The 21,935-nt window shown below is 59.1% G+C and carries 13 protein-coding genes, 3 tRNA genes, 2 rRNA genes and 2 pseudogenes; 6 read left to right on the top strand and 14 right to left on the bottom strand.

What is annotated here, in order from left to right; translation table 11 throughout:
* Positions 1–19: 19 nt before the first annotated feature.
* From RLEG4DRAFT_RS32990 to RLEG4DRAFT_RS32980, 3 genes are read right to left on the bottom strand one after another with little or no spacing between them, the layout of a single operon-like run.
* Complete coding sequence (locus tag RLEG4DRAFT_RS32990) at positions 20–1,030, bottom strand: hydroxyacid dehydrogenase (RefSeq protein ID WP_003583348.1); 1,011 nt, start codon at positions 1,028–1,030, stop codon at positions 20–22.
* The gene (locus RLEG4DRAFT_RS32985) at positions 1,027–2,883 is read right to left on the bottom strand and encodes a DUF2264 domain-containing protein (RefSeq protein ID WP_003583346.1); all 1,857 of its coding nucleotides are present in this window, start codon (positions 2,881–2,883) and stop codon (positions 1,027–1,029) included. Before RLEG4DRAFT_RS32985 ends, RLEG4DRAFT_RS32990 begins: the two co-directional genes overlap by 4 nt.
* Positions 2,873–3,913, bottom strand: coding sequence for a LacI family DNA-binding transcriptional regulator (locus RLEG4DRAFT_RS32980; RefSeq protein ID WP_003583344.1), 1,041 nt, complete (start codon positions 3,911–3,913; stop codon positions 2,873–2,875). The genes RLEG4DRAFT_RS32985 and RLEG4DRAFT_RS32980 overlap by 11 nt, the downstream gene beginning before the upstream one ends.
* A 145-nt stretch (positions 3,914–4,058) precedes the next feature.
* Between RLEG4DRAFT_RS32980 and RLEG4DRAFT_RS32975 the strand changes: the two genes are divergently transcribed.
* On the top strand, positions 4,059–5,345 hold the full coding sequence (locus RLEG4DRAFT_RS32975; RefSeq protein ID WP_003583342.1) for an ABC transporter substrate-binding protein: 1,287 nt from the start codon (positions 4,059–4,061) through the stop codon (positions 5,343–5,345).
* 64 nt (positions 5,346–5,409) lie between these two features.
* Here the strand turns inward: RLEG4DRAFT_RS32975 and RLEG4DRAFT_RS32970 are convergent, their stop codons facing one another.
* Genes RLEG4DRAFT_RS32970 through RLEG4DRAFT_RS32950 form a run of 5 tightly spaced genes read right to left on the bottom strand, consistent with a single transcriptional unit; the run spans position 5,410 to position 10,819 of the window.
* Positions 5,410–6,378, bottom strand: coding sequence for a glycoside hydrolase family 26 protein (locus tag RLEG4DRAFT_RS32970; RefSeq protein WP_003583341.1), 969 nt, complete (start codon positions 6,376–6,378; stop codon positions 5,410–5,412).
* Between the two features lie 3 nt (positions 6,379–6,381).
* On the bottom strand, positions 6,382–6,909 hold the full coding sequence (locus RLEG4DRAFT_RS32965; protein WP_003583339.1) for a DUF995 domain-containing protein: 528 nt from the start codon (positions 6,907–6,909) through the stop codon (positions 6,382–6,384).
* 37 nt (positions 6,910–6,946) lie between these two features.
* Positions 6,947–8,815: a glycosyltransferase family 2 protein gene (locus RLEG4DRAFT_RS32960; RefSeq protein WP_003583337.1), complete on the bottom strand. Its 1,869-nt coding sequence runs from the start codon at positions 8,813–8,815 to the stop codon at positions 6,947–6,949.
* Positions 8,812–9,795 (bottom strand): UDP-glucose 4-epimerase GalE, encoded by a 984-nt coding sequence (gene galE, locus RLEG4DRAFT_RS32955; protein ID WP_003583335.1) that lies wholly within the window; start codon positions 9,793–9,795, stop codon positions 8,812–8,814. Before galE ends, RLEG4DRAFT_RS32960 begins: the two co-directional genes overlap by 4 nt.
* Before the next feature lies 1 nt (position 9,796).
* The gene (locus tag RLEG4DRAFT_RS32950; protein WP_003583333.1) at positions 9,797–10,819 is read right to left on the bottom strand and encodes a UDP-glucuronic acid decarboxylase family protein; all 1,023 of its coding nucleotides are present in this window, start codon (positions 10,817–10,819) and stop codon (positions 9,797–9,799) included.
* 389 nt (positions 10,820–11,208) lie between these two features.
* On the opposite strand from RLEG4DRAFT_RS32950, the gene RLEG4DRAFT_RS32945 reads away from it, so the two are divergent.
* On the top strand, positions 11,209–11,529 hold the full coding sequence (locus RLEG4DRAFT_RS32945; RefSeq protein WP_003583331.1) for a hypothetical protein: 321 nt from the start codon (positions 11,209–11,211) through the stop codon (positions 11,527–11,529).
* Positions 11,530–11,587: 58 nt separating this feature from the next.
* On the opposite strand, the gene RLEG4DRAFT_RS32940 is transcribed toward RLEG4DRAFT_RS32945, so the two are convergent.
* Positions 11,588–12,370: a helix-turn-helix transcriptional regulator gene (locus tag RLEG4DRAFT_RS32940; protein ID WP_003583329.1), complete on the bottom strand. Its 783-nt coding sequence runs from the start codon at positions 12,368–12,370 to the stop codon at positions 11,588–11,590.
* Positions 12,371–13,094: 724 nt separating this feature from the next.
* Here RLEG4DRAFT_RS32940 and RLEG4DRAFT_RS32935 point away from each other — a divergent pair.
* The 3 genes and pseudogenes from RLEG4DRAFT_RS32935 to RLEG4DRAFT_RS32925 all read left to right on the top strand — a co-directional run.
* A pseudogene (locus RLEG4DRAFT_RS32935) lies at positions 13,095–13,399 on the top strand (HlyD family type I secretion periplasmic adaptor subunit); the annotation flags it as partial.
* Positions 13,393–13,926, top strand: a pseudogene (locus RLEG4DRAFT_RS32930) (tetratricopeptide repeat protein); the annotation flags it as partial. The pseudogenes RLEG4DRAFT_RS32935 and RLEG4DRAFT_RS32930, both read left to right, overlap by 7 nt.
* A gap of 120 nt (positions 13,927–14,046) precedes the next feature.
* Positions 14,047–17,436 carry a DEAD/DEAH box helicase gene (locus RLEG4DRAFT_RS32925; protein ID WP_003583326.1) on the top strand — a complete coding sequence of 1,130 codons (3,390 nt, stop codon included), beginning with the start codon at positions 14,047–14,049 and terminating at the stop codon, positions 17,434–17,436.
* Positions 17,437–17,501: 65 nt separating this feature from the next.
* Here the strand turns inward: RLEG4DRAFT_RS32925 and RLEG4DRAFT_RS32920 are convergent.
* The 5 genes from RLEG4DRAFT_RS32920 to RLEG4DRAFT_RS32900 all read right to left on the bottom strand — a co-directional run bounded on the left by RLEG4DRAFT_RS32920 (position 17,502) and on the right by RLEG4DRAFT_RS32900 (position 21,572).
* Positions 17,502–17,578, bottom strand: a tRNA-Met gene (locus tag RLEG4DRAFT_RS32920).
* 106 nt (positions 17,579–17,684) lie between these two features.
* A 5S ribosomal RNA gene (gene rrf / locus RLEG4DRAFT_RS32915) occupies positions 17,685–17,799 on the bottom strand.
* Positions 17,800–18,034: 235 nt separating this feature from the next.
* Positions 18,035–20,834: ribosomal RNA gene (locus tag RLEG4DRAFT_RS32910) — 23S ribosomal RNA — on the bottom strand.
* A 493-nt stretch (positions 20,835–21,327) separates the two neighbouring features.
* Positions 21,328–21,403, bottom strand: a tRNA-Ala gene (locus RLEG4DRAFT_RS32905).
* 92 nt (positions 21,404–21,495) lie between these two features.
* Positions 21,496–21,572: transfer RNA gene (locus RLEG4DRAFT_RS32900), tRNA-Ile, on the bottom strand.
* Between the two features lie 169 nt (positions 21,573–21,741).
* On the opposite strand from RLEG4DRAFT_RS32900, the gene RLEG4DRAFT_RS41185 reads away from it, so the two are divergent.
* Positions 21,742–21,935, top strand: a 194-nt coding sequence (locus tag RLEG4DRAFT_RS41185; RefSeq protein ID WP_210161340.1) for a hypothetical protein, incomplete at its 3' end; no start/stop codon positions are given.

Below are 21,935 nucleotides of genomic sequence, written 5' to 3'. Positions count from 1 at the left end.
CATCGCCTGACGCGTGGCGTCAGGCGATGTTTTCGAGATCTGCCTGATGGATCTGGTAGAGCAGCGGCCGGCCGGTCATAAAACGCTCGACCTCGTCCAGCGCCATCTCGCCGAGACGCCCCCGTTCCAGCCCGATGGCGCCAGCGATATGCGGCGTCAGGAAGACGTTGGGCAGATCGTAGAAAACAGAGGCAGGCTCCGGAATCTCAGGCTCGGTGACATCGATGACCGCGTCGATGCGGCCGGTCTTCAGTTCCGAAAGCAGGGCGGCCTCATCGATGAGGATGCCGCGCGCCGTGTTGATGAGCGTTGCCCCATCCTTCATCAGCGACAATCTTCGCGCATCGATCATATGCTGTGTCGACGGCAGCGATGGTGCGTGCAGGGAAACGATATCCGCCCGTCGCATCAATTCGTCGAGATCAACGTTTTCCGCTCCGAGGCCGGCGGCATCAGCGGCGTCCAGCATCGGATCGAACAGCAATAGCTTATAGTCGAAGGGTTTCAGCAGCTCGATCACCCGCCTGCCGATGCGCGAAGCGCCGACGATGCCGAGGGTACGGCCATAATTCCCGATCGCTTCGCGCTGCATCGGATAGGTCCGATCGCGGTTGCGGTCGCCGACGTAGAGATCGCGGAAACGGAAGGCACGTTTGCCGGAAAAGAGGATAGCGGCGAGGGTGAATTCGGCAACCGGTACGGCATTGGCCTCGGCCGAATGGCTGACTGTTATTCCCGCCTCGAAAATGGCATCGTCGATGATGCCTTTTACCGTGCCCGCCGCATGGACGACGAGACGAAGCTGCGGCGCAGCAGAGGCAACCTCCGGTCCGACATAGGGCGCGCCCCAGCCGGTGATCAGGATTTCAGCTTCGGAAAGCAGGCGCCTTGCCCGGGCGTCGTCGAATCGCTGCAGGGGCTCGGGATCCAGCAGGCGGCCGATGGTATCGAGCCGGCGCAGGATCTCATCCGGCAAAACATGCTCGGTACGCGACGGCTCCATGGCAAGGACGACGGCCGGTCGGCTCATGGCATCTGTCCCGGCGCTTCGATGGCACTAACGGTCACGCCCTTTTCCCGCACCAGCGCCTGCAGCGCAGCCAAGTCAGGCGCTTTCGGCGGCCGGATCCAGGCAGACGAGACGGCGGCGGGGTCGTCAAGCGCCAGCACCGCCGTTATCAGAATGGTCTCGCCGGCCGGAATCTGACCGCGCAGCTGCGGCACGATGGTCTTGGCGACGATCACATTGGTGTTGGGCTGCGCCTTCTGAGCGAGCCCAGCGCGTTTGACCGAAGAGCCGAGGTCGAGAATCCCGGTAAAATCACCTTCGCCGATCGCATAGGCGGCGCCCTCCGAAGCAGACAGCGTGTCCTGTTCGAAGTCCCGGCGGCCGATGGCAAAGCCGCCTTCGGCGACCCTGAGCGGCCGGCCGGCCCTGATCCGGTGCAGGCGGATATGCCAGGGGGCTTGCGGCACCAGCCAGGTTTCGACCCCAACATCGGGGAAAGGCGACCATTTCGCATAGAGAACATCGCCTGCGAGCCTGGCTTCCTCATTCGTTTCGCGCACGCGGTAGTGCAGGCCGTCATCGCTGAAGGCCAGCATCGAATCGAAGGCGGCGAGGCCAAAGGCACGTTCGTCGGATTCGACGCTGAAGCCGTAGCGGGTGGAATAGGCGAACTTCGCATATTTTTCTGTGCCGAAACGCATCTGCAGGTTTTCCTGCCCTGAGGATAGCGCCACGACATCAGAGCCCGCCCGCATGATCACCATGCCGGGATGGCGCTGGGGGAGGACATCGAGTGCCTGTTCCGGCTGCTTTTCCCTAGCGGTCCAGAAGGGATGATCCTCGGCGATCGCCAGCGGCAGGAAGGCCTTGAGCGCCCAATAGGGCGAGCCGGCGGAATTGTAACTTTCCGACATCAGCAGGTTCGGATAGCCGAAACCGATCGACAGCACGCCGTCGCGATCGGCAATCGGCTTATCCTTCCACCAGCGCAGATGCTGCAGGCAGAGGTGCTTGATCTCGCCCCAGGGCAGAGCTTCGAGATCGGCAAAGGCAAGCGCCGACCAGAAGCCGGCGCAGGCGAAACGATAGGTCAGGCTGCGGCCGAAGGGGATGGTCGCCCCGTCGGCGGCGAACCAGTGGCGGAAATCTTGGGCAAAGAGCACCGCGCGTTCGCGGTAGCGTTTTGCATAATCGTCGTCGACGAGCTTGGAATAGATCAAGCCATAGAAATGCATGGCGAAGGGAATGTAGTGATCGATGCGGCGGACGTTTCCGTCGCGATACCAGCCGTCGCCGATATAGAAGCCTTCGAGTTCCTGCAGATATTGCCGCGTCAGGCTGCGGTCGAAATCGATGCCGAGGCGGTCGAGCGCGATATCGACGAAAATCCGGAAGAATTTCCAGTTGTTGTCGGCATAATCGAACTGCCTGGCATGCTTGAGATAGGCGACGACATTGCTGCGGGCGTGCGCGTCGAGCGGCTCCCAGATTTTTTCCGGCACCAGCGCCAGGGCAAAACCGAGCGCGGCAAGTTCGACCATGCGCTGATCGCGACCATTGACCGCTCCCCAATATTCCGGATGGGCGGGATCGGTGCCGTTTGCAAGGCCCTCGGCGAACCGATGCCAATGGGCGAAGTCGCCCTTGCCGGCGCCAAGCGGCGCCAATCCCCAGAGCGGGCGGGCAAAGCCTTCGAGATCGGCCGCCGCCCGGTCGAAATGGGCGGCGGTGCCGTTTAGCCTGACGCGGGCGTTGCCTTCAGAAAAACAGGCAAGCAGCGGATCGAAGAGCTCAAGCAGGGCCCGGCTCATATCGGCGCGGGTTTGCAGCGGATTGCCTGCAAGCGGATTGGCGCTGGCGGGATCATAGGTCATCGGCATCACTCACGGGTTTCGGAACGGTCCCTCCTCGAACGGGAACGACGGCCTGGCAGATGTGGCGCGCCGGCGCCGTCCTGTTGCGGAAACGGGACAGCATCAGCAAAACGGCCTCGCGCCCGAGGGCGGCACGATCGACACGCATGGTGGAAAGCGGCGGATTGGTCATCAGCGCACAGGGCAGATCATCGAAGCCGACGATTGCAAAATCCTCCGGCACCCGCAGGCCGGCCTCGGTGACGGCCTCGAGTACACCGACGGCGATGAAATCATTCATGCAGAAGGCGGCGGTGAAACCGGCATCCTCGGCAAGGATCGCGGCCGTGCGTTCATGGGCCTCGCCGCTGGCGCTGCCGTGCAGCGTCATGGACACGAAACGGCCCTCGGCCCCGGGCACGGCGGCGATGGCAGCCTCGAAACCGCGGATGCGTTCCCGGATCGTCTGGCGATGGGAGCCGCTCAGGTGCAGGATGCGGCGATGGCCAGCCTTGGTCAATCGACTGGTCGCCTGATAGGCACCGAAGAAATTAGCCGGCGAAACGCCGTCGAACTGCATCATCGGATCGGTACCATTGACGAGAACCGCTGGCGTCAGTGTGTCGCGCAGCCAGCCGCGCAGCAGCTCGTTCGGATCGATGCCAACGAGAAAGAGCCCTTCGGCACCCGCGGCCTGCATATAGTCACGCACAGCCTCCGGCGTCGTGCGATCCTCGCGAACCATGCGGATTTCAAAGGGCATGCCGGCTTCGGCAGCTCCGGCGCGCAGCCCCTCGACGATCGCTTCATAAAAGACGCTGAGGCCGCCGGTGACGCCATCGCTGGCAATCAGCGCCAGCCCGCCGGCAACCGCTTCCGTCGCAGACTTGACGGGATAGCCGTGCTCGGCGGCCACCTTCAATATCTGGCGGCGCACGGTTTCGCTGATGCCGGGTTCGTTGGCGAGCACCCGCGACACGGTGGAAACGGAGACGCCGGCCAATATGGCGATATCGGCCTGGCGCGGCCGTCTGATTTTCTGTTCGTTCATAGGTAAAGTTTATGCAACTTATGCAAATTTGCAAGATAATCATTATTTCTTGCAATAATTATTTTTTTGCGTACTCTTTGCGACGAAATGCTCGCAACGCCATTTGGAGGATGGCAGCAGGCATATTGGGACAAGGAGGATTATCATGCAGGTCAACCGACGTTCATTTCTGATGGGATCAGCCGGAGCAGCCGCCGGCCTTGCCCTTGGCGCGGGAAGCGCCATTCCGGCATTTGCCGAGGACGCCTCGCTGCGTGCCATGTGGTGGGGTTCGAACGACCGCGCCAAACGCACGCTCGACGTCGCCAAGCTCTACCAGTCGAAAACACCCGGCGTCACGATCGTCGGTGAATCCCTGTCCGGCGACGGCTACTGGACGAAGCTCGCAACGCAGATGGCGGGCCGCTCGATCGCCGACATCTTCCAGCTCGAGCCGGGAACGATCTCCGACTATTCCAAGCGTGGCGCCTGCCTGCCGCTCGACGAATTCGTCCCTGCGACGCTGAAGGTCGAGAGCTTCGGCGCCGACATGCTGAAACTAACCACCATCGACGGCAAACTCTATGGTGTCGGCCTTGGCCTCAACTCCTTCTCGATGTTTTTCGACACGGTCGAATTTGAAAAGGCCGGCATCCCGCTGCCGACACCCGACCTTACCTGGGAGGAGTATGCCAAGCTCGCCGTGGAACTCACAAAGTCTTCCGGCAAGAGCGGCGGCCCCTATGCAGCCCGCTACGCCTATGTGTTCGACGCCTGGCTGCGCCAGCGCGGCAAGAGCCTTTTTGCAAAGGAAACCGTCGGGCTTGGCTTCACGGCCGACGACGCCACCGAATGGTTCGACTACTGGGAGAAGCTGCGCAAGGCCGGCGGCACCGTTGCCGCCGATGTGCAGACGCTCGATCAGAACACCATCGACACCAATAGCCTCGGTGTCGGCAAATCGGTGATCGGCATGGCCTATTCCAACCAGATGATCGGCTATCAGCTGATCATCAAGAACAAGCTCGGCATCACCATGCTGCCGCGCGAAAAGAAGGGCGGGCCGTCGGGCCACTACTACCGTCCGGCGCTAATCTGGAGTCTCGGCGCCACGACAAAGAACGGCGAAGCGGCGGCGAAATTCATCGACTTCTTCGTCAACGATATCGAGGCCGGCAAGATTCTCGGCGTCGAGCGCGGTGTGCCGATGTCACCGACGGTGCGCGAGGCCATCCTGCCGCAGCTCAACCCGACGGAGCAGGAAACGGTCAAATACGTCAATCTTCTCAAGGATCAGGTCGGTGAATACCCGCCGCCGGTGCCGATGGGCGCAACCCAGTTCGACCAGCGCGTGCTGCGCCCGATCTGCGACGAACTCGCCTTCGAACGGATTTCGCCCGCTGATGCGGCGACCCGGCTGATCGAAGAGGGTAAGGCGACGATCAAGGGATGATCGATCGCCGGATATGAGAGGAGAGGCCCGCAAACCCCGGCGGGCCTTTCTCTATTTCAAGCCGTCAGTTACCCAGGTTCCGGGCCACGCGCCAGTCCGGCCGGCCAAGATCGAAGGGCCAGGCGTGCACATCCCGGTCGTTGAAATAGACCACCTCCTGCAGATTGGGGAAGGCGCTCTGCTTCAATGTGGCGGTCTCGATCCACGGCCTGATATAGGCGTCGCCGCCTTCATAACCGAGCTCCGCCACCCAGATGGGCTTCCCGTAGCCAGCGACGAGATCATAGCCCTGCTTCAATGCTTCCGAGAATGTCCGGTGCCCATTATAGGCAAGTTCGTCGTAACGCTGCAGGCCGAAGACCGAGAGACCGACGAGATCGACATAGTCGTCACCGGGATAGTAGTCCTGCAAGCCGGGCTCTCCCTTCGGCGACCACATGAGTTCGGTCCCGGGCGCCTCCTGGCGGACGATATCCATCATCCGCTTATAGGCGGTGATATAATCCTGCGGGTTCCAGCCGGACCAGGAAAACCGCCCCGACTTGTCCTCCATCTCCTGTCCCCAGCGGACGATCACCGGGCTTTTCAGCTGCGATATCATCTGCGCGATTGCCCGCATGTTGACATCGTAATCGCCGCGCAGGACCTTTGCGCGAAGCTGTGCGGAGGTCAGCCGCCAGTCGACGTCCCAAGACCAGGGCTCCACTGATATCAGCAGGTTGCGGCCTCGGGCCAGCGCATAGGCATCGGCAACACGCAGGGTTTCGAGGTCGACGTCTTCCCAGGGCAGAAACAGGGCTTCGGTTGCGACATTCGCCTGCGCGCCGAAATCGCCATGCGGATCGTAGGCGCCGAACATGATGCCGTCGGCATGAAGGACGGGGCGCTTGTCAATGATCGCCCGCACGCCCGCCGCCGGGTTCGGGGCAATGCCGGCATATTGCATCTCGCTTCGGCCGGGCATATCCGCGACACACAGCAGCAGCAGCGCGATCGCTGCGGTAGAGAGGTTTTTTTTCATCAGCCTCTTCATGGCTCACCCTCCTTTTCGGGCTACTTCCTGGCTCTGCAGGACCTGCTTCAGGTCACGCGCCTTGTCGCTGACCGAATCCATGGAAACGAGCTTGCGAAACTCGTCATCTCCGCGCACCGACGCATGACGGAAGACATACCAGTTGCCGTCCGGCTGGCGCCGCTGATAGATCGTGTTGCCGATCTTGCGGTGGCCGAAACAGGTGCTGGCGCGGGCCGCACCCTCGGCATTCGTCCAGGTGGCGCGCATGCAGAGCTGGCCGAGATCATCGACCACCCACTTGCCTTCGGCAAAGGATTGCTTGCCCTTGTCGTCCACCCAGGCGACGAACCGCCGGCCGTCATCCAAGAAACGGCCGCCGCCGGTGTTCCAGATCCAGGTTTTGTCGCCGTAGATTCGATAGAGCTCATAGGCGCTGAGCGGCGTCGGCGTCGGAGCCTTCTTGCCGTCTGCCTCGGCGCCATGTGCCGCCACCGGCAGACACAGGCTGAGAGCAAGGGCTGCTCCATAAAGTTTCGATCCGATACGCATTACATCCTCCTGTTCGACACTTGCCGGTTCCGCCGGCTCAGACACCCTGTTGGTCCCGTCCCATGTTGCCGAACCCATTCCATTTGAGACGGAACTTCGTGATCTTGGTCTTGCCGCCGCCGAGGCCGGCGCCGGCCACGGCAAATTGCGTTTGGGTGAAGCTGACGAATGGCTGGCCATGGGAAAGGGCTTCGAGGCTGCGCAGGCCATGGCCGCCGAGCTGCATGCCGCCGGTAACCCAGATCGCAAGCCCCATGGCGGTCGCGAGCCGCAGCCCGTGCGATTGCGGCAGCAGCGGCAGACCGTTCTCGATTCCATGGCGAACGACGATCAGCACCGTCACCGACAGATAGATCGAGAGGTTTATCGCGGCGAAAATATAAAAGCCCTGGGCGGCAGCGGTCTCGCTGGCAAGCGCCATGGCGACGGCGCAAAGCCCGGCGAGCGCGATATAGGGCGCCACGACCCGCAGCGGCAGAGACTGCTGCTGCTGCTTTCCCTTCGGCGTGATGCGGAAATCGACGAAGGAGCCCGAGATGTGATCGCGCACGGCCGCCAGGCTGCCGGCGAGCGACCACGGCCAGCGCAGGAAGATGAAGGCCAGCCCCTCCCAGCCGAACAGTTTCGCATTATGCGGCCTGAAGGTTCTGGTCGCCCGCCAGAAGATGGCAAACAGTGTCAGCACGATCGATATCGGCGAGAAATGCAGCAGGAAATCCGGATAGGTGACGTTGATAAAGACACGGCCCGTCAGCAAGGCGGCAACCGGCAGCAGAAACATCACCGCCATGAAGGCGGAAAACAGCGGATACCACAGCTGCGAGAACACGAACTGAAATTTCAGCTTCCACGGCAGATGCGCGATATAACGCCTGGAATGCTGCAGCAGAATGGTGACGAGGCTGCGCGACCACTGGAATTCCTGGACGACGAGATCGGCAAAATTCGCCGGGCCGTCGCCATGGGCGATCGCATCGACGGCATGAACGCCACGCCAGCCGCCGGCATTCATCATCAGTGTCGTCGAATGGTCTTCGGCGAGTTCCGGGCCGAGGCCGCCGATCTCGCGAAGCGCTGATGTGCGGACCGCATAATGCGAGCCGATGCAAAGCGGCGCCCAGCCGCTATTGTAACCCGTCTGCAGCGAACCGTGCAGGCTGGCCTCGGCATAGAGCCTGCCGCGCGCGGCCCAGCTGGTCGCGGCATTCGCATCACAGATGCTGGGCGCGGAGACATAACCGATGCCAGGGTCAGCGAAGGGCCGCAGGACCTCGCGGAGATAGGTCAGCGTCGGCACGTGATCGGCATCGAACTGGGCGACGAAATCGTAACGCGCATAGCCGAAATGGTCGTAGAAATAGGCAAGGTTGCCCTCCTTGCAGCGCGTCCGGCGCGGCCAGCTCGCGCGGTGATACTCCGCCACCCCCTTTCGGGTGGAGATCAGCACGCCGTGCTCTGCGCACCAGCGCTTGGTTTCCTCCGAAGGATCCTCATCGGCCAGCCAGACATCGAACTCGACGCCGATCTGGTCGAGCATCGCCTGCAGCGTGGCGCGGACGACGGCAAAGGGCTCGGACGGCGCTTTGGTGACCACCATCGCCACCCGCCCTTCCGGCAGCCGCACGTGAGGGCTGACCGTGCGCGCATCGAGGAAAATCAGGATGAAATAGGCCGGCACAAGGGTGATCCAGCCCATCACGAGGGTGATGAGCACGAATGCGGTCCAGGAAATGATGTGCGCCGACTGGCACCACCAGATCCAGAAATAGCCGAGTGTCGCCAGCCAGCAGAGGATGCCGAAGCCGTAAACGACGCGGTTCCAGCCGGCGAAGACAGGATCGAATGCATCCGCGGAGGCGGCTTTCGCCGTCCTCACGCGCTGACCGATTTGCGAACCGATGCTCACCCCTTCACCTCCAGCCCGAAAGTGGGACCGGCGGTGCGGATGATCGTATCGATATCCGAGAGAGCGGGGGTGAAGCCGAGTTCCGCCTTCGCTCTTGCCGTGTCGGCAAAGAGGATCGGCGGATCGCCGGCCCTGCGCGGGCGATAGCGAACGGGGACTTCACGGCCGGTCGCCCGATAGATGGCTTCGAGAATCTCACGCACCGAGGTGCCGCGGCCGGAGCCGAGATTGACGCTGAGCGAGTCGCCGTCGGCTATCAGATGATTGACGGCGGCAAGATGCGCCTGCGCGAGATCGCTGACGTGAACATAGTCACGCACACAGGTTCCGTCTTCGGTCGGATAATCGGTGCCGAAGATATCGAGCCGCTCCAGCCTGCCGGCGGCAGCGAGAAGGGCGCGGGGGATGAGATGGGTTTCCGGCTGGTGGCGCTCGGCAAGCTCGCCGTCCGGATCGGCGCCGGCCGCGTTGAAATAACGCAGCGCGGCGAAGCGAATGCCATAGGCGGCGGCAAAATCCTCAAGCGCCATCTCGAAGATCAGCTTGGTTCGGCCGTAAGGATTGACCGGGTGCTGTGGCGTTTCCTCCCGTATCGGCAATGAGGCAGGGATGCCGTAGGTGGCGCAGCTGCTCGAAAAGACGATCCGGCCGATATCCTGGTCGAGGCAGGCCTCGAGCAGCGTCAGGCTGCCGACGACATTATTGCGGTAATATTTCCTGGGCATCTCGACGGATTCGCCGACATAGGCATTGGCGCCGCAGTGGATGACGCAATCGGGCGAAAACTCTGCGAGGGTCCGGCGCAGCGTGGCTGCATCGGCGAGGTCGGCCCGGATGAGCGGTCCCCAGCGGACACAGTCGGCATACCCCGTCGAGAGATTGTCGTAGGTGACCGGAACCATGCCGGCACGCGCCAGCGTTTTGCAGATATGACTGCCTATGAAACCGGCGCCGCCGGTAACCAGAATATAGCGGGGCATCTCATACGGCCTCCGCCTTCTCGGCGCCGGCAAGCAGGCCGTCGAAATACTCGACGGTGCGCGCCAGGCCAGCTTCAAGGCCGATGCAGGGCTGCCAGCCGAGATCGGCCATGGCCCTGGAGATATCCGGCCGCCGCTGGCGGGGATCATCGATGACCGCCGGCAGATGAACGATGCGTGAGCGCGAATTGGTGAGGTCGCGTACGATCTCCGCAAGGCGGCGAACGGTGATCTCGGCCGGATTGCCGAGGTTGATCGGGCCGTGGCAGGCATTGCCGGCGGCCGAGAAACGCAGGAAGGCCTCGACGAGATCGTCGACATAACAGAAAGAGCGGGTCTGCTGACCGTCGCCATAGATCGTCAGATCTGCATTGCGCAACGCCTGCACGATGAAATTGGAGACCACCCGGCCATCATCCAGGCGCATGCGCGGCCCATAGGTGTTGAAGATACGGCCGACCTTGATGTCGACGCCGTACGTCCGGTGATAGTCGAAGAACAAGGTTTCGGCACTGCGTTTGCCTTCGTCGTAACAGGCGCGCGGTCCGATCGGATTGACATTGCCGCAATAGGATTCGGGCTGCGGGCTCTGGTTCGGGTCGCCATAGACTTCCGATGTTGACGACTGAACGACGACCGCAGCGGTCTTGCGGGCGCAATCCAAGGTGTTGACGGCGCCAAGCACGTTGGTGAGCAATGTGCCCACCGGATCCCGCTGATAGTCGGGCGGCGAGGCGGGCGAGGCGAAGTTGAAGATCAGCGAGGCTTCGATATCGAAGGGCTGGCGAACATCGTGCTCGACGAGGTGAAATCGAGCGTTCGCTGCGAGGTGATCGACATTCACCCGCCGGCCGGTCGAAAAATTATCGAGGCAGATGACTCTGTGGCCGCGCTGGAGAAGCCTCTCGCAGAGATGCGAGCCGAGGAAACCGGCACCACCATTCACAAGAGCGGTGCCCGGCTCCCTGAGCACCGGAATGCCCGTCACTTCAGAATAGCCTTCGCTGGGAACGAAACTACGCATTACAAACTCCTTCCCATGTATTCAGTCTTTTGTTTTAGTTATGCGCTTCATGCCGTCCTTATCCGGTTGGATATTCATCGCACTGACTATCTCAACATGAATAACTTTTGAGTTATTCTTCAGATAACTGAATTACTATTAAAATGATAAGGCGATTATGGCCATGGTCAACTTTAAAAGTTTGAAGTATTCAAAATAATTACGCAACTATTCTTGATTGTAACAAATGATTAATCATTTTCTATCCATTCTTCCCTCATAACGAGTGTCCTTGCAGTGCTTAAGCTTCACTCAATGAAGCCGGCATACAAGTAATGGGGAAGATCGGCCGCGCTGAACTGCACGCCCGGCCTTGCATCCGGAAGCGCCATATGCGAGGGGTTTTAGCCATGTCGAAAAAGCAAGCTGGAGCGCGGCCGAAAGGCTGGCGTCGATTTCATTTTGCGATGTTTACCGGGGGGACGACGCTTCTTGCGATCGGAACGACGGCCTGTACCATTATTAACGACGACATAGCCGTCGTCGCGAAAAAGAACGCCGTCGTGGTCGAGGCGCCGCGTGTCTCGAAAGCCTATGCCTATCCGGCAAATCGGCCCGAACGCCCGGCTGCGCCAGAGGTTCGCGTCGCCTATCACGGCTCAGCACCATATATCTGCACTCCCAGCGGCTTCGGACAGAAGTCGCGCTGCTTTGCGCGTCCGCCGATCTGACCCGGCGATCAACTGCGACGGCGTTGTTTGCGCCGGAATAGACGCTCGGCGCGCTGGATCAGTTGCGCCACCGGCCGGACATGTCGTCGTCGCCGGCCGGATGCTCGTTGAAGAAGCGGGATGCAGCTTCCGTGCGGTTTCGGACGTTCATCTTCTTGTAGATGTTGCGGACGTGAACCTTCACGGTGTTTTCGGACAGATGCAGCTTGTCGGCGATGATCTTGTTTTGGGTGCCCTTGCAGATGAGGTCCAGGATCTGAACCTCGCGCGTGGTCAAAGAGGAGATGCTGTCGCGTCTCAGCTTCAGCGCATTGGTGCGTGCCGCATCGACCGATTTTGTCTGATAGAGCGAAGGCTCCAGCTGAGTGTTCTTGTTGGTGAGGCGATTGAGAAGGGCTGACGGAAAATGCTCGCCGCCCTTCATCAGCAGATCCACTGCGGCCATGAAAACATCGAGCCGCAGGTTGAGCGGCAGGACACCATCGATGATCCTTGCCTCCACCAGGCGGCTGACATAGGGTTCGAGCATGTCGATCGCTTCGACGACAAGGCCGACGGAGGTCTCCGGGTGGTTTTCGCGGGCAGCCTGCAGCGCTTCATGAAGCTCGGGCGCAGGTATATGATAGAATAAAACGAGCTTCAAATCGCTGGTATCTTTTTCCAGCATCGGCTTTGTGCTCGTGATGCTTGCCACCTGACAGTTCGGAAACTTCTTGGCCAGCGCCTCAACCATGCATTCTGAAAACAGATCCGCCTTTGCCACTACCAGTATAGTATTTCCTGACGAACCCAACTTGGTACCTTGGTCGGTATTCTCTATTCCTGAGCCTGCCATGAACATATACGCCTCCCCTTGCGTTACACTTTACTAAAACGTGGAGCGATAGCGGGTATTGGATAGTATGAAATGTCGGCCCCGGACGTCCCGCTTTATTTTTTAGACATTTCTTAATTATGTTAATACGGATTGAGAAGGAAGGAAATGGCCCAAAGTGATTAGTTTTCGGGGGCAAAAAGCGATACGTTACAAAGCGTTGGTTGTATTTTCATAGGGTGAATACTTCAAGGTTATATTTGCTCTCACTATAGATAAGAGCCGACTGTAATATTTCAGTACAGATTGTTATATTTTCGGCCCGCGCGAAATACCGGATCTGAGACAGGCGAGCGGCGGAAGACCGCCCTCAACTTAGCGGCGAATACTGGAAATTCCGGATTGTTGGCCGCTCGCCGGCGCCCCCAGGTAAGACGTCTCGCTCCGCCAGCGACAGGGGCTAGCCGGAGGTGGCAAATCCGCCTTAGCCCGAATTGGTATCTATCGGATCCACATTTTTTCCAGCAATCTCTGATCGTCTGCCAAGTGGCGACATGGATAAGCCAGGTATCGGCGTGCGTTTTTGATACATGGCCTCCATTCAGGGCAACTCAACGAAAAGAACGCCTGAATACTCCTTATCCATTCCAGGATGAGGAGCTGGATATGTGCGGCCTTGTACTGAGTACGTGCGCTCCCAATACTAACGATTTGATCCAACAAGTCGCGACGTAACCGCAGATGACTGGTACAAGGCGATGTCCTGCTGACCCTCGACCCCACCCCATCCCGCTCCAACGAACGGATGCTGCAGCTTCGCCTATGCCTGGAGGCCGTCGTCGCAAGACTACGGAAGCACAGGGTCTACGCGAATTCCAGCTTCCCGATATCGTGACGAAAGAGACAGGTGACCCCGATATCAACGCCATCATCCAGAGCCAGAACGTCGTCTTCCACAGCAAGCAGATCAAACTCGAAGAGCAGCTCAATCTGATCGAGAAGAACATCAAGTCGCTGGAATACCGTTTCGCCGGTTATAAAGACCAGCGAGAAACGGTGCCCGCGGCAAAGCGGAGGTTGCCTTCAATCAGGTCCTGCAATCGCCTCCAGGCCATACCGGCGCGGAGTTCGGGCTCGCCAATCTGCTGTTCGACCGGGGCAAGCTGACGGAAGCACTGGCTGCCTATCAGGTTCTCGCCGAGCAGGCCCCCGATCCGACACCGATCCTGATGCGGCTTGGCGACACGCAGCTTGCCCTGCATCAATACGACCAGGCCGCGGAGACGTTTCGCCGGGTCGGCGAAGTCGGGCCGCATCTCATAGAGGCGCATTACAAGCTTGGCATTGCTCTTGCAGCCGGCAAACGGCTGGCCGAGGCGGAAGCCCCTTTCGCCGCGATCCGGGACGTGCATTCGGACGATCCGGCGGCACTCGACTATGTTGCCAAGGCAAATGCCGCCCTCGAACGAATCCGGGCGGCGCGTGCCGAGCCCGCCCCTCACAAGACGAGTGTCGTGCCCGAGACCATCGCCCGCTGGAACCGGGGACAGCTCAGCGAACGACGCCGGCCGCCTCTGCACTGACGGATACCTGCCGGCGGCGACAATGCGTTCGCGCGGTTCCTGGACTCGGTCTTTGATTTTGAGCTGCGATCATTGCTAAAAGAGGCGCAAGCCTCATTTGCAACGCCTCAGTGGAAACTCATGCAGACCCATGCAGACGGCGCCGAAAGGGAACGGCTTCTGGCCATTCTCGATTTCTGGCACAAGATCGAGTTCTTCATTCCCTACGATCTCTCCAGCCGTATCGTCGCAGGTGAAGGGCGAAGTGTCTTCTGGTTGCATGCAAGGACGCTCGACGACGACGGTGCCCTACTCAGCCGTCCAGCAATCCCCGAGGAGAAGCAGATCACGGGTTTTACCCTGTTCCTCGGCGTTTTCAGCAAATCCGAAATTCCCGTTGTCCGCAGGCACTTCGATAGCGTTGCGGCCGGTATCGCCGATTATGAGGACGCCGAACGCGGCGATCTCGATGGCGATACCTGCTTTGCCAGCCTACAGCTGACGCCCCTGGGACAGCCGATTTTCGAAACATTTTCGGTTTCCACGCTGCCATGGGCTCTGGGACGGGTGCGTGAATCCGGCCTCTCCTCGCTCAGCCAGGAAGCATTTGCCGAAAGCAAGCGGCAGTTGACGGAATTGCTTCAGAATTTCCGGGCGCAGCGACAGCTGAGATCTTCCTCCTTCGACGACGGTGCCGATCAGCCGCTCGATGCCGGCGAAATCCTGGCACTGCATGAATTGCTCTGCGATTGGGCCAGCTTTGCCTCGCGACAGGAGAAGCCCATCGCCGCCGTTGAAATACGCTACAAAGACCGGACGGAAAGGCCTGAAGTCCTTTCGCTGCCGCCGCAGCAGGAGAGCCCTGCGCCCGATGCCGACGATGAGGAGGATGAGAGCGCCTGCGTTGAGGAAGAGATCGGTATCCTGAACAGCTTCTACATCGAGGATATCGAGCGGGCGATGATGCGCGTCAAACACGGCGACATTCCCGAGCCGCTCAGGCGATTTCTCACCCCGCTTGCCCCGGAGAAACGGATCGACCTCTATTCGGAGGACGGGCGGAAGGCGATCGTTCGGGCATTGCATCCCGGAAATATCAACCGCGGACGCTGGCTCGGCGAACCTCATCACGCCATGAGCCTCATGCAGCAGTTCGCGATCAATTCGGCCATCGGCGAGCTTTCGGAAACCGGACTTTTCTCGGTCAATGGCCCACCGGGTACGGGAAAGACGACCCTGCTTCGCGACATGTTCGCGGATAATATCGTTCGGCGCGCCCGCGTGCTCTCCTCCTTGAAGACGGCGCGCGATGCCTTTGACGGATCGCCGCGCCGCGCCATCTTCGCAGACCGCAGCACCGCCTCGCTATCGGCGCTGATCCCGGCCCTTGCCGGTTTCGAAATGGTCGTCGCCTCCTCCAACAATGCGGCCGTCGAGAATATTTCGCGCGACCTTCCCAAGCGAAGCTCGATCGCCAGGACCTCTTCACTCCAATATCTGCAGACGGTCGCGCACAAGATCGCTTGCCAAAAAGACAATGGCGCCGCCGTCAAGCTCTCCGACGGCGACCGCCCTTGGGGGCTGATCGCCTGTGCGCTCGGCAACTCCAGGAACCGGCGAGCCTTCAAGGAGCGTTTCGCCTTCATGGAAATCACAGAAAGGCCGAACCCCGGCTGGTCCGGTGCGGCCAAGCCGCAGACGATCTGGGAATGGCGAGAGAGTTACGAGGGGCCGAGCTTCGCCGAAGCATCGTCGGCCTTTCGTGCCGCTGATGACCGAGTTCGCGACAAGATCGGTCAATATGCACGCTATGTCGATCTCCACGACGACATCGGCCGGGTTTCGCAGGATGCATTCTGCGGCGACGCGCTTGAACGGATGGCGGCAGCCGCCGCCGAACTTCGGGGCGCGCAAGAGCGCTGCAATATGGTGGCGGCGAAAATGCTTCAGATCAGGGAAGAATTGTCGGATCTTAAGCAGGAGGAACAGCTGCTCGACCGTAGCGCGCCTGCCTGGTGGGAGCGGGTGATACCGAGCAGCCCCGCCCGCCAGCACCGGCAAGATGTCGGCGCCAATGCGCGCCGGCAGCTGGAATTGCGCAAGGCATTGGCGGACTGTGATCATCATCTTGCGAAAACCCATGAGCCTCAGCGGGAACAGGCTTTGCGAGGACATGAGCGGGCCGAACAGGCATTGCGGTCACGCCAGAAAATCTGGGAGAGGAAAAGAGAGGAATTCGAGCGTCTGGGGGAAATTTTCGGTCATGCCGCCGTGCCCCGGAGCCTCGCCGATCTCGAGACCGACCGGTTCCAGATCGACGGTCTCTGGCATCAGGACGAACTGGCGGGTCTGCGGTCGGCATTGTTGGAAGCAGCGTTGACGCTGCACGAAGCATGGCTGGCGGAGGTCGGCAGGAAGGGCGGAGGTTTTGGCGGAAACATCGTCGCCATCAGCAAGCTGCTTTCCAACAACAGTCCCGTCGATGACGAGCACATTGCATTGATCTGGCAGAGCCTGTTCATGATCGTTCCCATCGTCTCGACGACCTTCGCCTCCTTCGCCCGGCAGTTCCGCGGGCTTGAAGCCGGTTCGATCGGCTGGGTCTTCATCGACGAAGCCGGTCAGGCGGTGCCGCAAGCGGCCGTTGGAGCCCTGTTGCAGGGGCGCCGCGTCATGGCGATCGGCGATCCCCAACAGATCGAACCGGTCTTTATCCTTCCGAGCGCGCTGATCACTGCCGCTTCCGCTCTCTCAGCCCACACGGCGGCGGGACAATATTCGCCGAACAGGGCGTCGGTGCAGATGCTTGCCGATGCCGCCAACCGTTATGGAACGACTGTTCCCGGCGAGGCCGCAGACGGCCTCTGGATCGGCTGCCCTCTTAGGGTTCATCGGCGCTGCCTCGATCCGATGTTCGGCCTTGCCAACCGGATCGCCTATCAGAACAAGATGGTATTCGGGCTGGAAAGGCGGCGGCCGGCCGGCGACGCACCGCCTTTTTATGGCGACAGCGCCTGGATCGACGTCAGGGGCAGGGTATCGGGCAAACAGACGGTTGTGGAACAGACGGACTTCATCGTCGACGTCCTGACTGCCACATATCGCCGCGACGGCGCATTGCCGGATCTCTATATCATCTCGCCCTTCAAGGAGATCAAAAACGGCCTGAGGCAGGCTCTGACCCATGCAACATGGATCGATCCGAACGGCAATATGCGCTCATCTCCGCCAAAACTGTCGAGGTGGCTGCGGGAGCGCATAGGCACGGTGCATACCTTCCAGGGCAAGGAGGAGGATATCGTTTTCATGGTGCTCGGCGCCGATGCCGATCATAGCGGGGCGGCAGCCTGGGCAGCATCCAAGCCGAACCTCCTGAACGTTGCGCTAACACGCGCCATGCGCCGCTTCTATATCGTCGGCGATCTCACTCTCTGGCAAACCTTGGCGTACTTCAGGGAGACAGCGAATGCTTTGGAGACAATGCAGGCAGGAGAGTTCCTGGCTCGGAATGGGCTGCTGAGTCCTTCCTGACAATCCGCAGAAACGCAAAAACCCGCCATGAGGCGGGTTTTTGGGTGTTGTGTTCTGGAAAGATTTGGTTGCGGGGGCAGGATTTGAACCTGCGGCCTTCAGGTTATGAGCCTGACGAGCTACCGGGCTGCTCCACCCCGCGATATTATTTTACAGCAGAAAGGGCCGCTTGCGCGACCCTTTTGTATCGGCATGGGCCGTAGAGTTTTGTGATGAGAAGATTGTTTTATTTCAGTTGCGTTTTGCAGACCTGGCAGCGACCTACTCTCCCGCGTCTTAAGACGAAGTACCATGGGCGCAGGGGCGTTTCACGGCCGTGTTCGGAAAGGGAACGGGTGCAGCCACCCCGCCATAACCACCAGGTCGGCAAAGCGCAACTTTAATGTTTGAGAAGCTGGCAGGCGTTAGCCTGTTTTCTTTTTGAACACGTCTTCGATCTTTTCCACCCGAGGGCGCTTGTGGCACCCATACAGGCCAGAGGCCGTCGCGCCTGGTGGCGCGGGCCGTCCGCAGCGCCATTGGCGCGTCAGGACAAAGGTCTGATCATCGTCCGGACAAACGCTAAGCGTTTGCCGGGGGATGAGCATAGTCAATGAGAACGATCAAGCCGATCGAGCTATTAGTACCGGTAAGCTTCATGCGTTGCCGCACTTCCACACCCGGCCTATCAACGTGGTCGTCTTCCACGGCTCTGATAGGGAATACTCGTTTTCAGGTGGGTTTCCCGCTTAGATGCCTTCAGCGGTTATCCCGTCCATATATAGCTACCCTGCTATGCCCTTGGCAGGACAACAGGTCCACCAGAGATATGTCCATCCCGGTCCTCTCGTACTAGGGACAGATCCTGTCAATATTCCTACACCCACGGCAGATAGGGACCGAACTGTCTCACGACGTTCTGAACCCAGCTCACGTACCGCTTTAATTGGCGAACAGCCAAACCCTTGGGACCTGCTCCAGCCCCAGGATGCGATGAGCCGACATCGAGGTGCCAAACAACCCCGTCGATATGGACTCTTGGGGGTCATCAGCCTGTTATCCCCGGCGTACCTTTTATCCGTTGAGCGATGGCCCTTCCACGCGGGACCACCGGATCACTATGACCGACTTTCGTCTCTGCTCGACTTGTCAGTCTCGCAGTCAGGCGGGCTTATGCCATTGCACTCGACGACCGATTTCCGACCGGTCTGAGCCCACCATCGCGCGCCTCCGTTACTCTTTCGGAGGCGACCGCCCCAGTCAAACTACCCACCATACACTGTCCCGGACCCGGATGACGGGCCGCGGTTAGACATCCATGACGATAAGGGTGGTATTTCAAGGATGGCTCCACGGAAACTGGCGTCCCCGCTTCAAAGCCTACCACCTATCCTACACATGCCGACACGAATGCCAGTGTAAAGCTATAGTAAAGGTGCACGGGGTCTTTCCGTCTGACCGCAGGAACCCCGCATCTTCACGGGGAATTCAATTTCACTGAGTCTATGTTGGAGACAGCGGGGAAGTCGTTACGCCATTCGTGCAGGTCGGAACTTACCCGACAAGGAATTTCGCTACCTTAGGACCGTTATAGTTACGGCCGCCGTTTACTGGGGCTTCGATTCAAAGCTTGCACCTCTCCTCTTAACCTTCCAGCACCGGGCAGGCGTCAGACCCTATACGTCGTCTTGCGACTTCGCAGAGCCCTGTGTTTTTGATAAACAGTCGCTACCCCCTGGTCTGTGCCACCCCATCATACTTGCGTAAAATGGGGTCACGCTTCTTCCGAAGTTACGCGTGCAATTTGCCGAGTTCCTTCAACATAGTTCTCTCAAGCGCCTTGGTATACTCTACCTGACCACCTGTGTCGGTTTCGGGTACGGTCTATACGGTGGAGCTATTTCCTGGAACCGCTCCGCTGCCCTGATAATCCAATAAACCAGAACAACTTGTGCAATCCGTCACTACCACCAGGCCCACGAATATTAACGTGGTTCCCATCGACTACGCATTTCTGCCTCGCCTTAGGGGCCGGCTAACCCTGCTCAGATTAACTTTAAGCAGGAACCCTTGGTCTTTCGGCGAGAGGGTCTCTCACCCTCTTTATCGTTACTCATGTCAACATTCGCACTTCCGATACCTCCAGGAGCCCTCACAGGTCTCCCTTCATCAGCTTACGGAACGCTCCGCTACCACGTGTATTGCTACACATCCTCAGCTTCGGTGCATGGCTTCAGCCCCGTTACATTTTCGGCGCAAAGACCCTTATTTAGACCAGTGAGCTGTTACGCTTTCTTTAAATGATGGCTGCTTCTAAGCCAACATCCTGGTTGTTTTGGGATCCTCACATCCTTTCCCACTTAGCCATGACTTGGGGACCTTAGCTGGAGGTTAGGGTTGTTGCCCTTTTCACGACGGACGTTAGCACCCGCCGTGTGTCTGCCGAGTAGTACTCCCCGGTATTCGGAGTTTGGTTAGGATCAGTAAGACGGTGAGTCCCCATAGCCCATCCAGTGCTCTACCCCCGGGGGTATTCGCTCGACGCTCTACCTAAATAGATTTCGCGGAGAACCAGCTATTTCCGAGTTTGATTGGCCTTTCACCCCTAGCCACAAGTCATCCCAATCTATTGCAACAGATGCGGGTTCGGTCCTCCAGTTGGTGTTACCCAACCTTCAACCTGCTCATGGCTAGATCACTCGGTTTCGGGTCTAATGCAACAAACTATATCGCCCTATTCAGACTCGCTTTCGCTGCGCCTACACCTACCGGCTTAAGCTTGCTTGTTACACTAAGTCGTTGACCCATTATACAAAAGGTACGCCGTCACCCTTGCGGGCTCCGACTGTTTGTAGGCATCCGGTTTCAGGTTCTATTTCACTCCCCTTGTCGGGGTGCTTTTCACCTTTCCCTCACGGTACTTGTTCGCTATCGGTCATGCACGAGTACTTAGGCTTGGAGAGTGGTCTCCCCATGTTCAGACAGGATTTCTCGTGTCCCGCCCTACTCTAGGACAATCTTGATATCTACGCGTACGGGGCTGTCACCCACTACGGCCGCACTTTCCAGAGCGTTCCACTTTAATCAAAATTGCCACTGGCCTGGTCCGCGTTCGCTCGCCACTACTTGCGGAGTCTCGGTTGATGTCCTTTCCTGCAGGTACTTAGATGTTTCAGTTCCCTGCGTTCGCTTCTTACACCCTATGTATTCAGGTGTAGATACCTTATAACAATGCTTGGAAAGATAAGACGATCAGAAGATCGTCTTAAATTTTCCAAGCATTTAAGGTGGGTTGCCCCATTCGGAGATCCATGGATCAAAGCTCATTCGCAGCTCCCCACGGCTTTTCGCAGCGTATCACGTCCTTCATCGCCTGTGCATGCCAAGGCATCCACCAAATGCCCTTACGACACTTAATCGTTCTCATTGCCAATGCTCATCATCTCGTTGCTCGCTCCAAAGGAACGGCAACAGACCGGGTTACCTTTTACAACCCAGTCAATCCAACAATGCCATCGACGTGTTCGACCTGATCACTTTATTGGAGCTACGCCGAGCAGCTCGCTTGTGTCAGGTCTTAAGACCAGCTTCTCGAGATTGGATCCGATACCGCGCGGTCAGGCAACGGTAATCCGACCGTTCATCAGACGATGCCCAAAGGCAGCGAACAACAAACGATCCAGAGTGACAAGCTTCCTTCCTACCTCCAGTTCTTCCCCTATATCCGGCCGGCTAGGCCATCCATAGGATCAACAGAACTGGGCTCGGACGTCTCAGGCCTAAACCCAAAACACCTGGAAGCCTCCAGATCAATCTTCTCTTCACAATGTATGCAGAACAGGCATCGATCAGCGATCGATGCAAACTTTTATTTCTTCAAAGGATATCTCTCAGTCTCGACACCAAGCGAATTGGTGGAGCTGAGCGGGATCGAACCGCTGACCCCCTGCTTGCAAAGCAGGTGCTCTCCCAGCTGAGCTACAGCCCCAACCATCGCAAACACCTGACAGCAAACCGTCAGGATCAGGTAACCCAAACAAACCACAATTCGCTACAGCAAACCTCATTTGCTGGTGCAAATGGTGGGCCCGGGAAGACTTGAACTTCCGACCCCACGCTTATCAAGCGTGTGCTCTAACCAACTGAGCTACGGGCCCATCTCTCTGCGTCGACAACTCTTTCCGGGCAAAACCGCAGAAAGGGTCGCCCATACAGGCCAGAGGCCGTCGCCGGTCGTCCGGCGCCCTCGCGGAGCGCAGCACCGAAGGTGCGAACAGCGCGTGAGCGCAAACCTATGGTTCGATATCCTTTTGAAGAAAGAGAAACGTGGACGGCGAAAGCTCGCCATACCGTCAGGGCCGAAGCCTCTGCAGCGTATTACGTTTCGATGGTCACCTGACTGGTGCCATCTATGTTCTAAAAAGCACGGGAAGGTTCATCTCTAGACAAGTCAAAGACTTGCCGAAAGCGTCTTACCGGTTCCACAGCTTCCTTAGAAAGGAGGTGATCCAGCCGCAGGT

The sequence above is a fragment of the Rhizobium leguminosarum bv. trifolii WSM2297 genome (genome assembly GCF_000271845.1).
Note: the sequence above shows the minus strand (reverse complement) of the source record. Positions and strands in the feature narration are given on the sequence as shown.

Bases quoted from the DNA above. Each gene is read 5' to 3' on its own strand.
- RLEG4DRAFT_RS32970 (WP_003583341.1), bottom strand. From the start codon at position 6,378: ATGAAGAGGCTGATGAAAAAAAACCTCTCTACCGCAGCGATCGCGCTG.
- RLEG4DRAFT_RS32990 (WP_003583348.1), bottom strand. From the start codon at position 1,030: ATGAGCCGACCGGCCGTCGTCCTTGCCATGGAGCCGTCGCGTACCGAG.
- RLEG4DRAFT_RS32940 (WP_003583329.1), bottom strand. From the start codon at position 12,370: ATGTTCATGGCAGGCTCAGGAATAGAGAATACCGACCAAGGTACCAAG.
- RLEG4DRAFT_RS32975 (WP_003583342.1), top strand. From the start codon at position 4,059: ATGCAGGTCAACCGACGTTCATTTCTGATGGGATCAGCCGGAGCAGCC.
- RLEG4DRAFT_RS32925 (WP_003583326.1), top strand. From the start codon at position 14,047: ATGCAGACCCATGCAGACGGCGCCGAAAGGGAACGGCTTCTGGCCATT.
- RLEG4DRAFT_RS32950 (WP_003583333.1), bottom strand. From the start codon at position 10,819: ATGCGTAGTTTCGTTCCCAGCGAAGGCTATTCTGAAGTGACGGGCATT.
- RLEG4DRAFT_RS32945 (WP_003583331.1), top strand. From the start codon at position 11,209: ATGTCGAAAAAGCAAGCTGGAGCGCGGCCGAAAGGCTGGCGTCGATTT.
- galE (WP_003583335.1), bottom strand. From the start codon at position 9,795: ATGCCCCGCTATATTCTGGTTACCGGCGGCGCCGGTTTCATAGGCAGT.
- RLEG4DRAFT_RS32965 (WP_003583339.1), bottom strand. From the start codon at position 6,909: ATGCGTATCGGATCGAAACTTTATGGAGCAGCCCTTGCTCTCAGCCTG.
- RLEG4DRAFT_RS32985 (WP_003583346.1), bottom strand. From the start codon at position 2,883: ATGACCTATGATCCCGCCAGCGCCAATCCGCTTGCAGGCAATCCGCTG.
- RLEG4DRAFT_RS32980 (WP_003583344.1), bottom strand. From the start codon at position 3,913: ATGAACGAACAGAAAATCAGACGGCCGCGCCAGGCCGATATCGCCATA.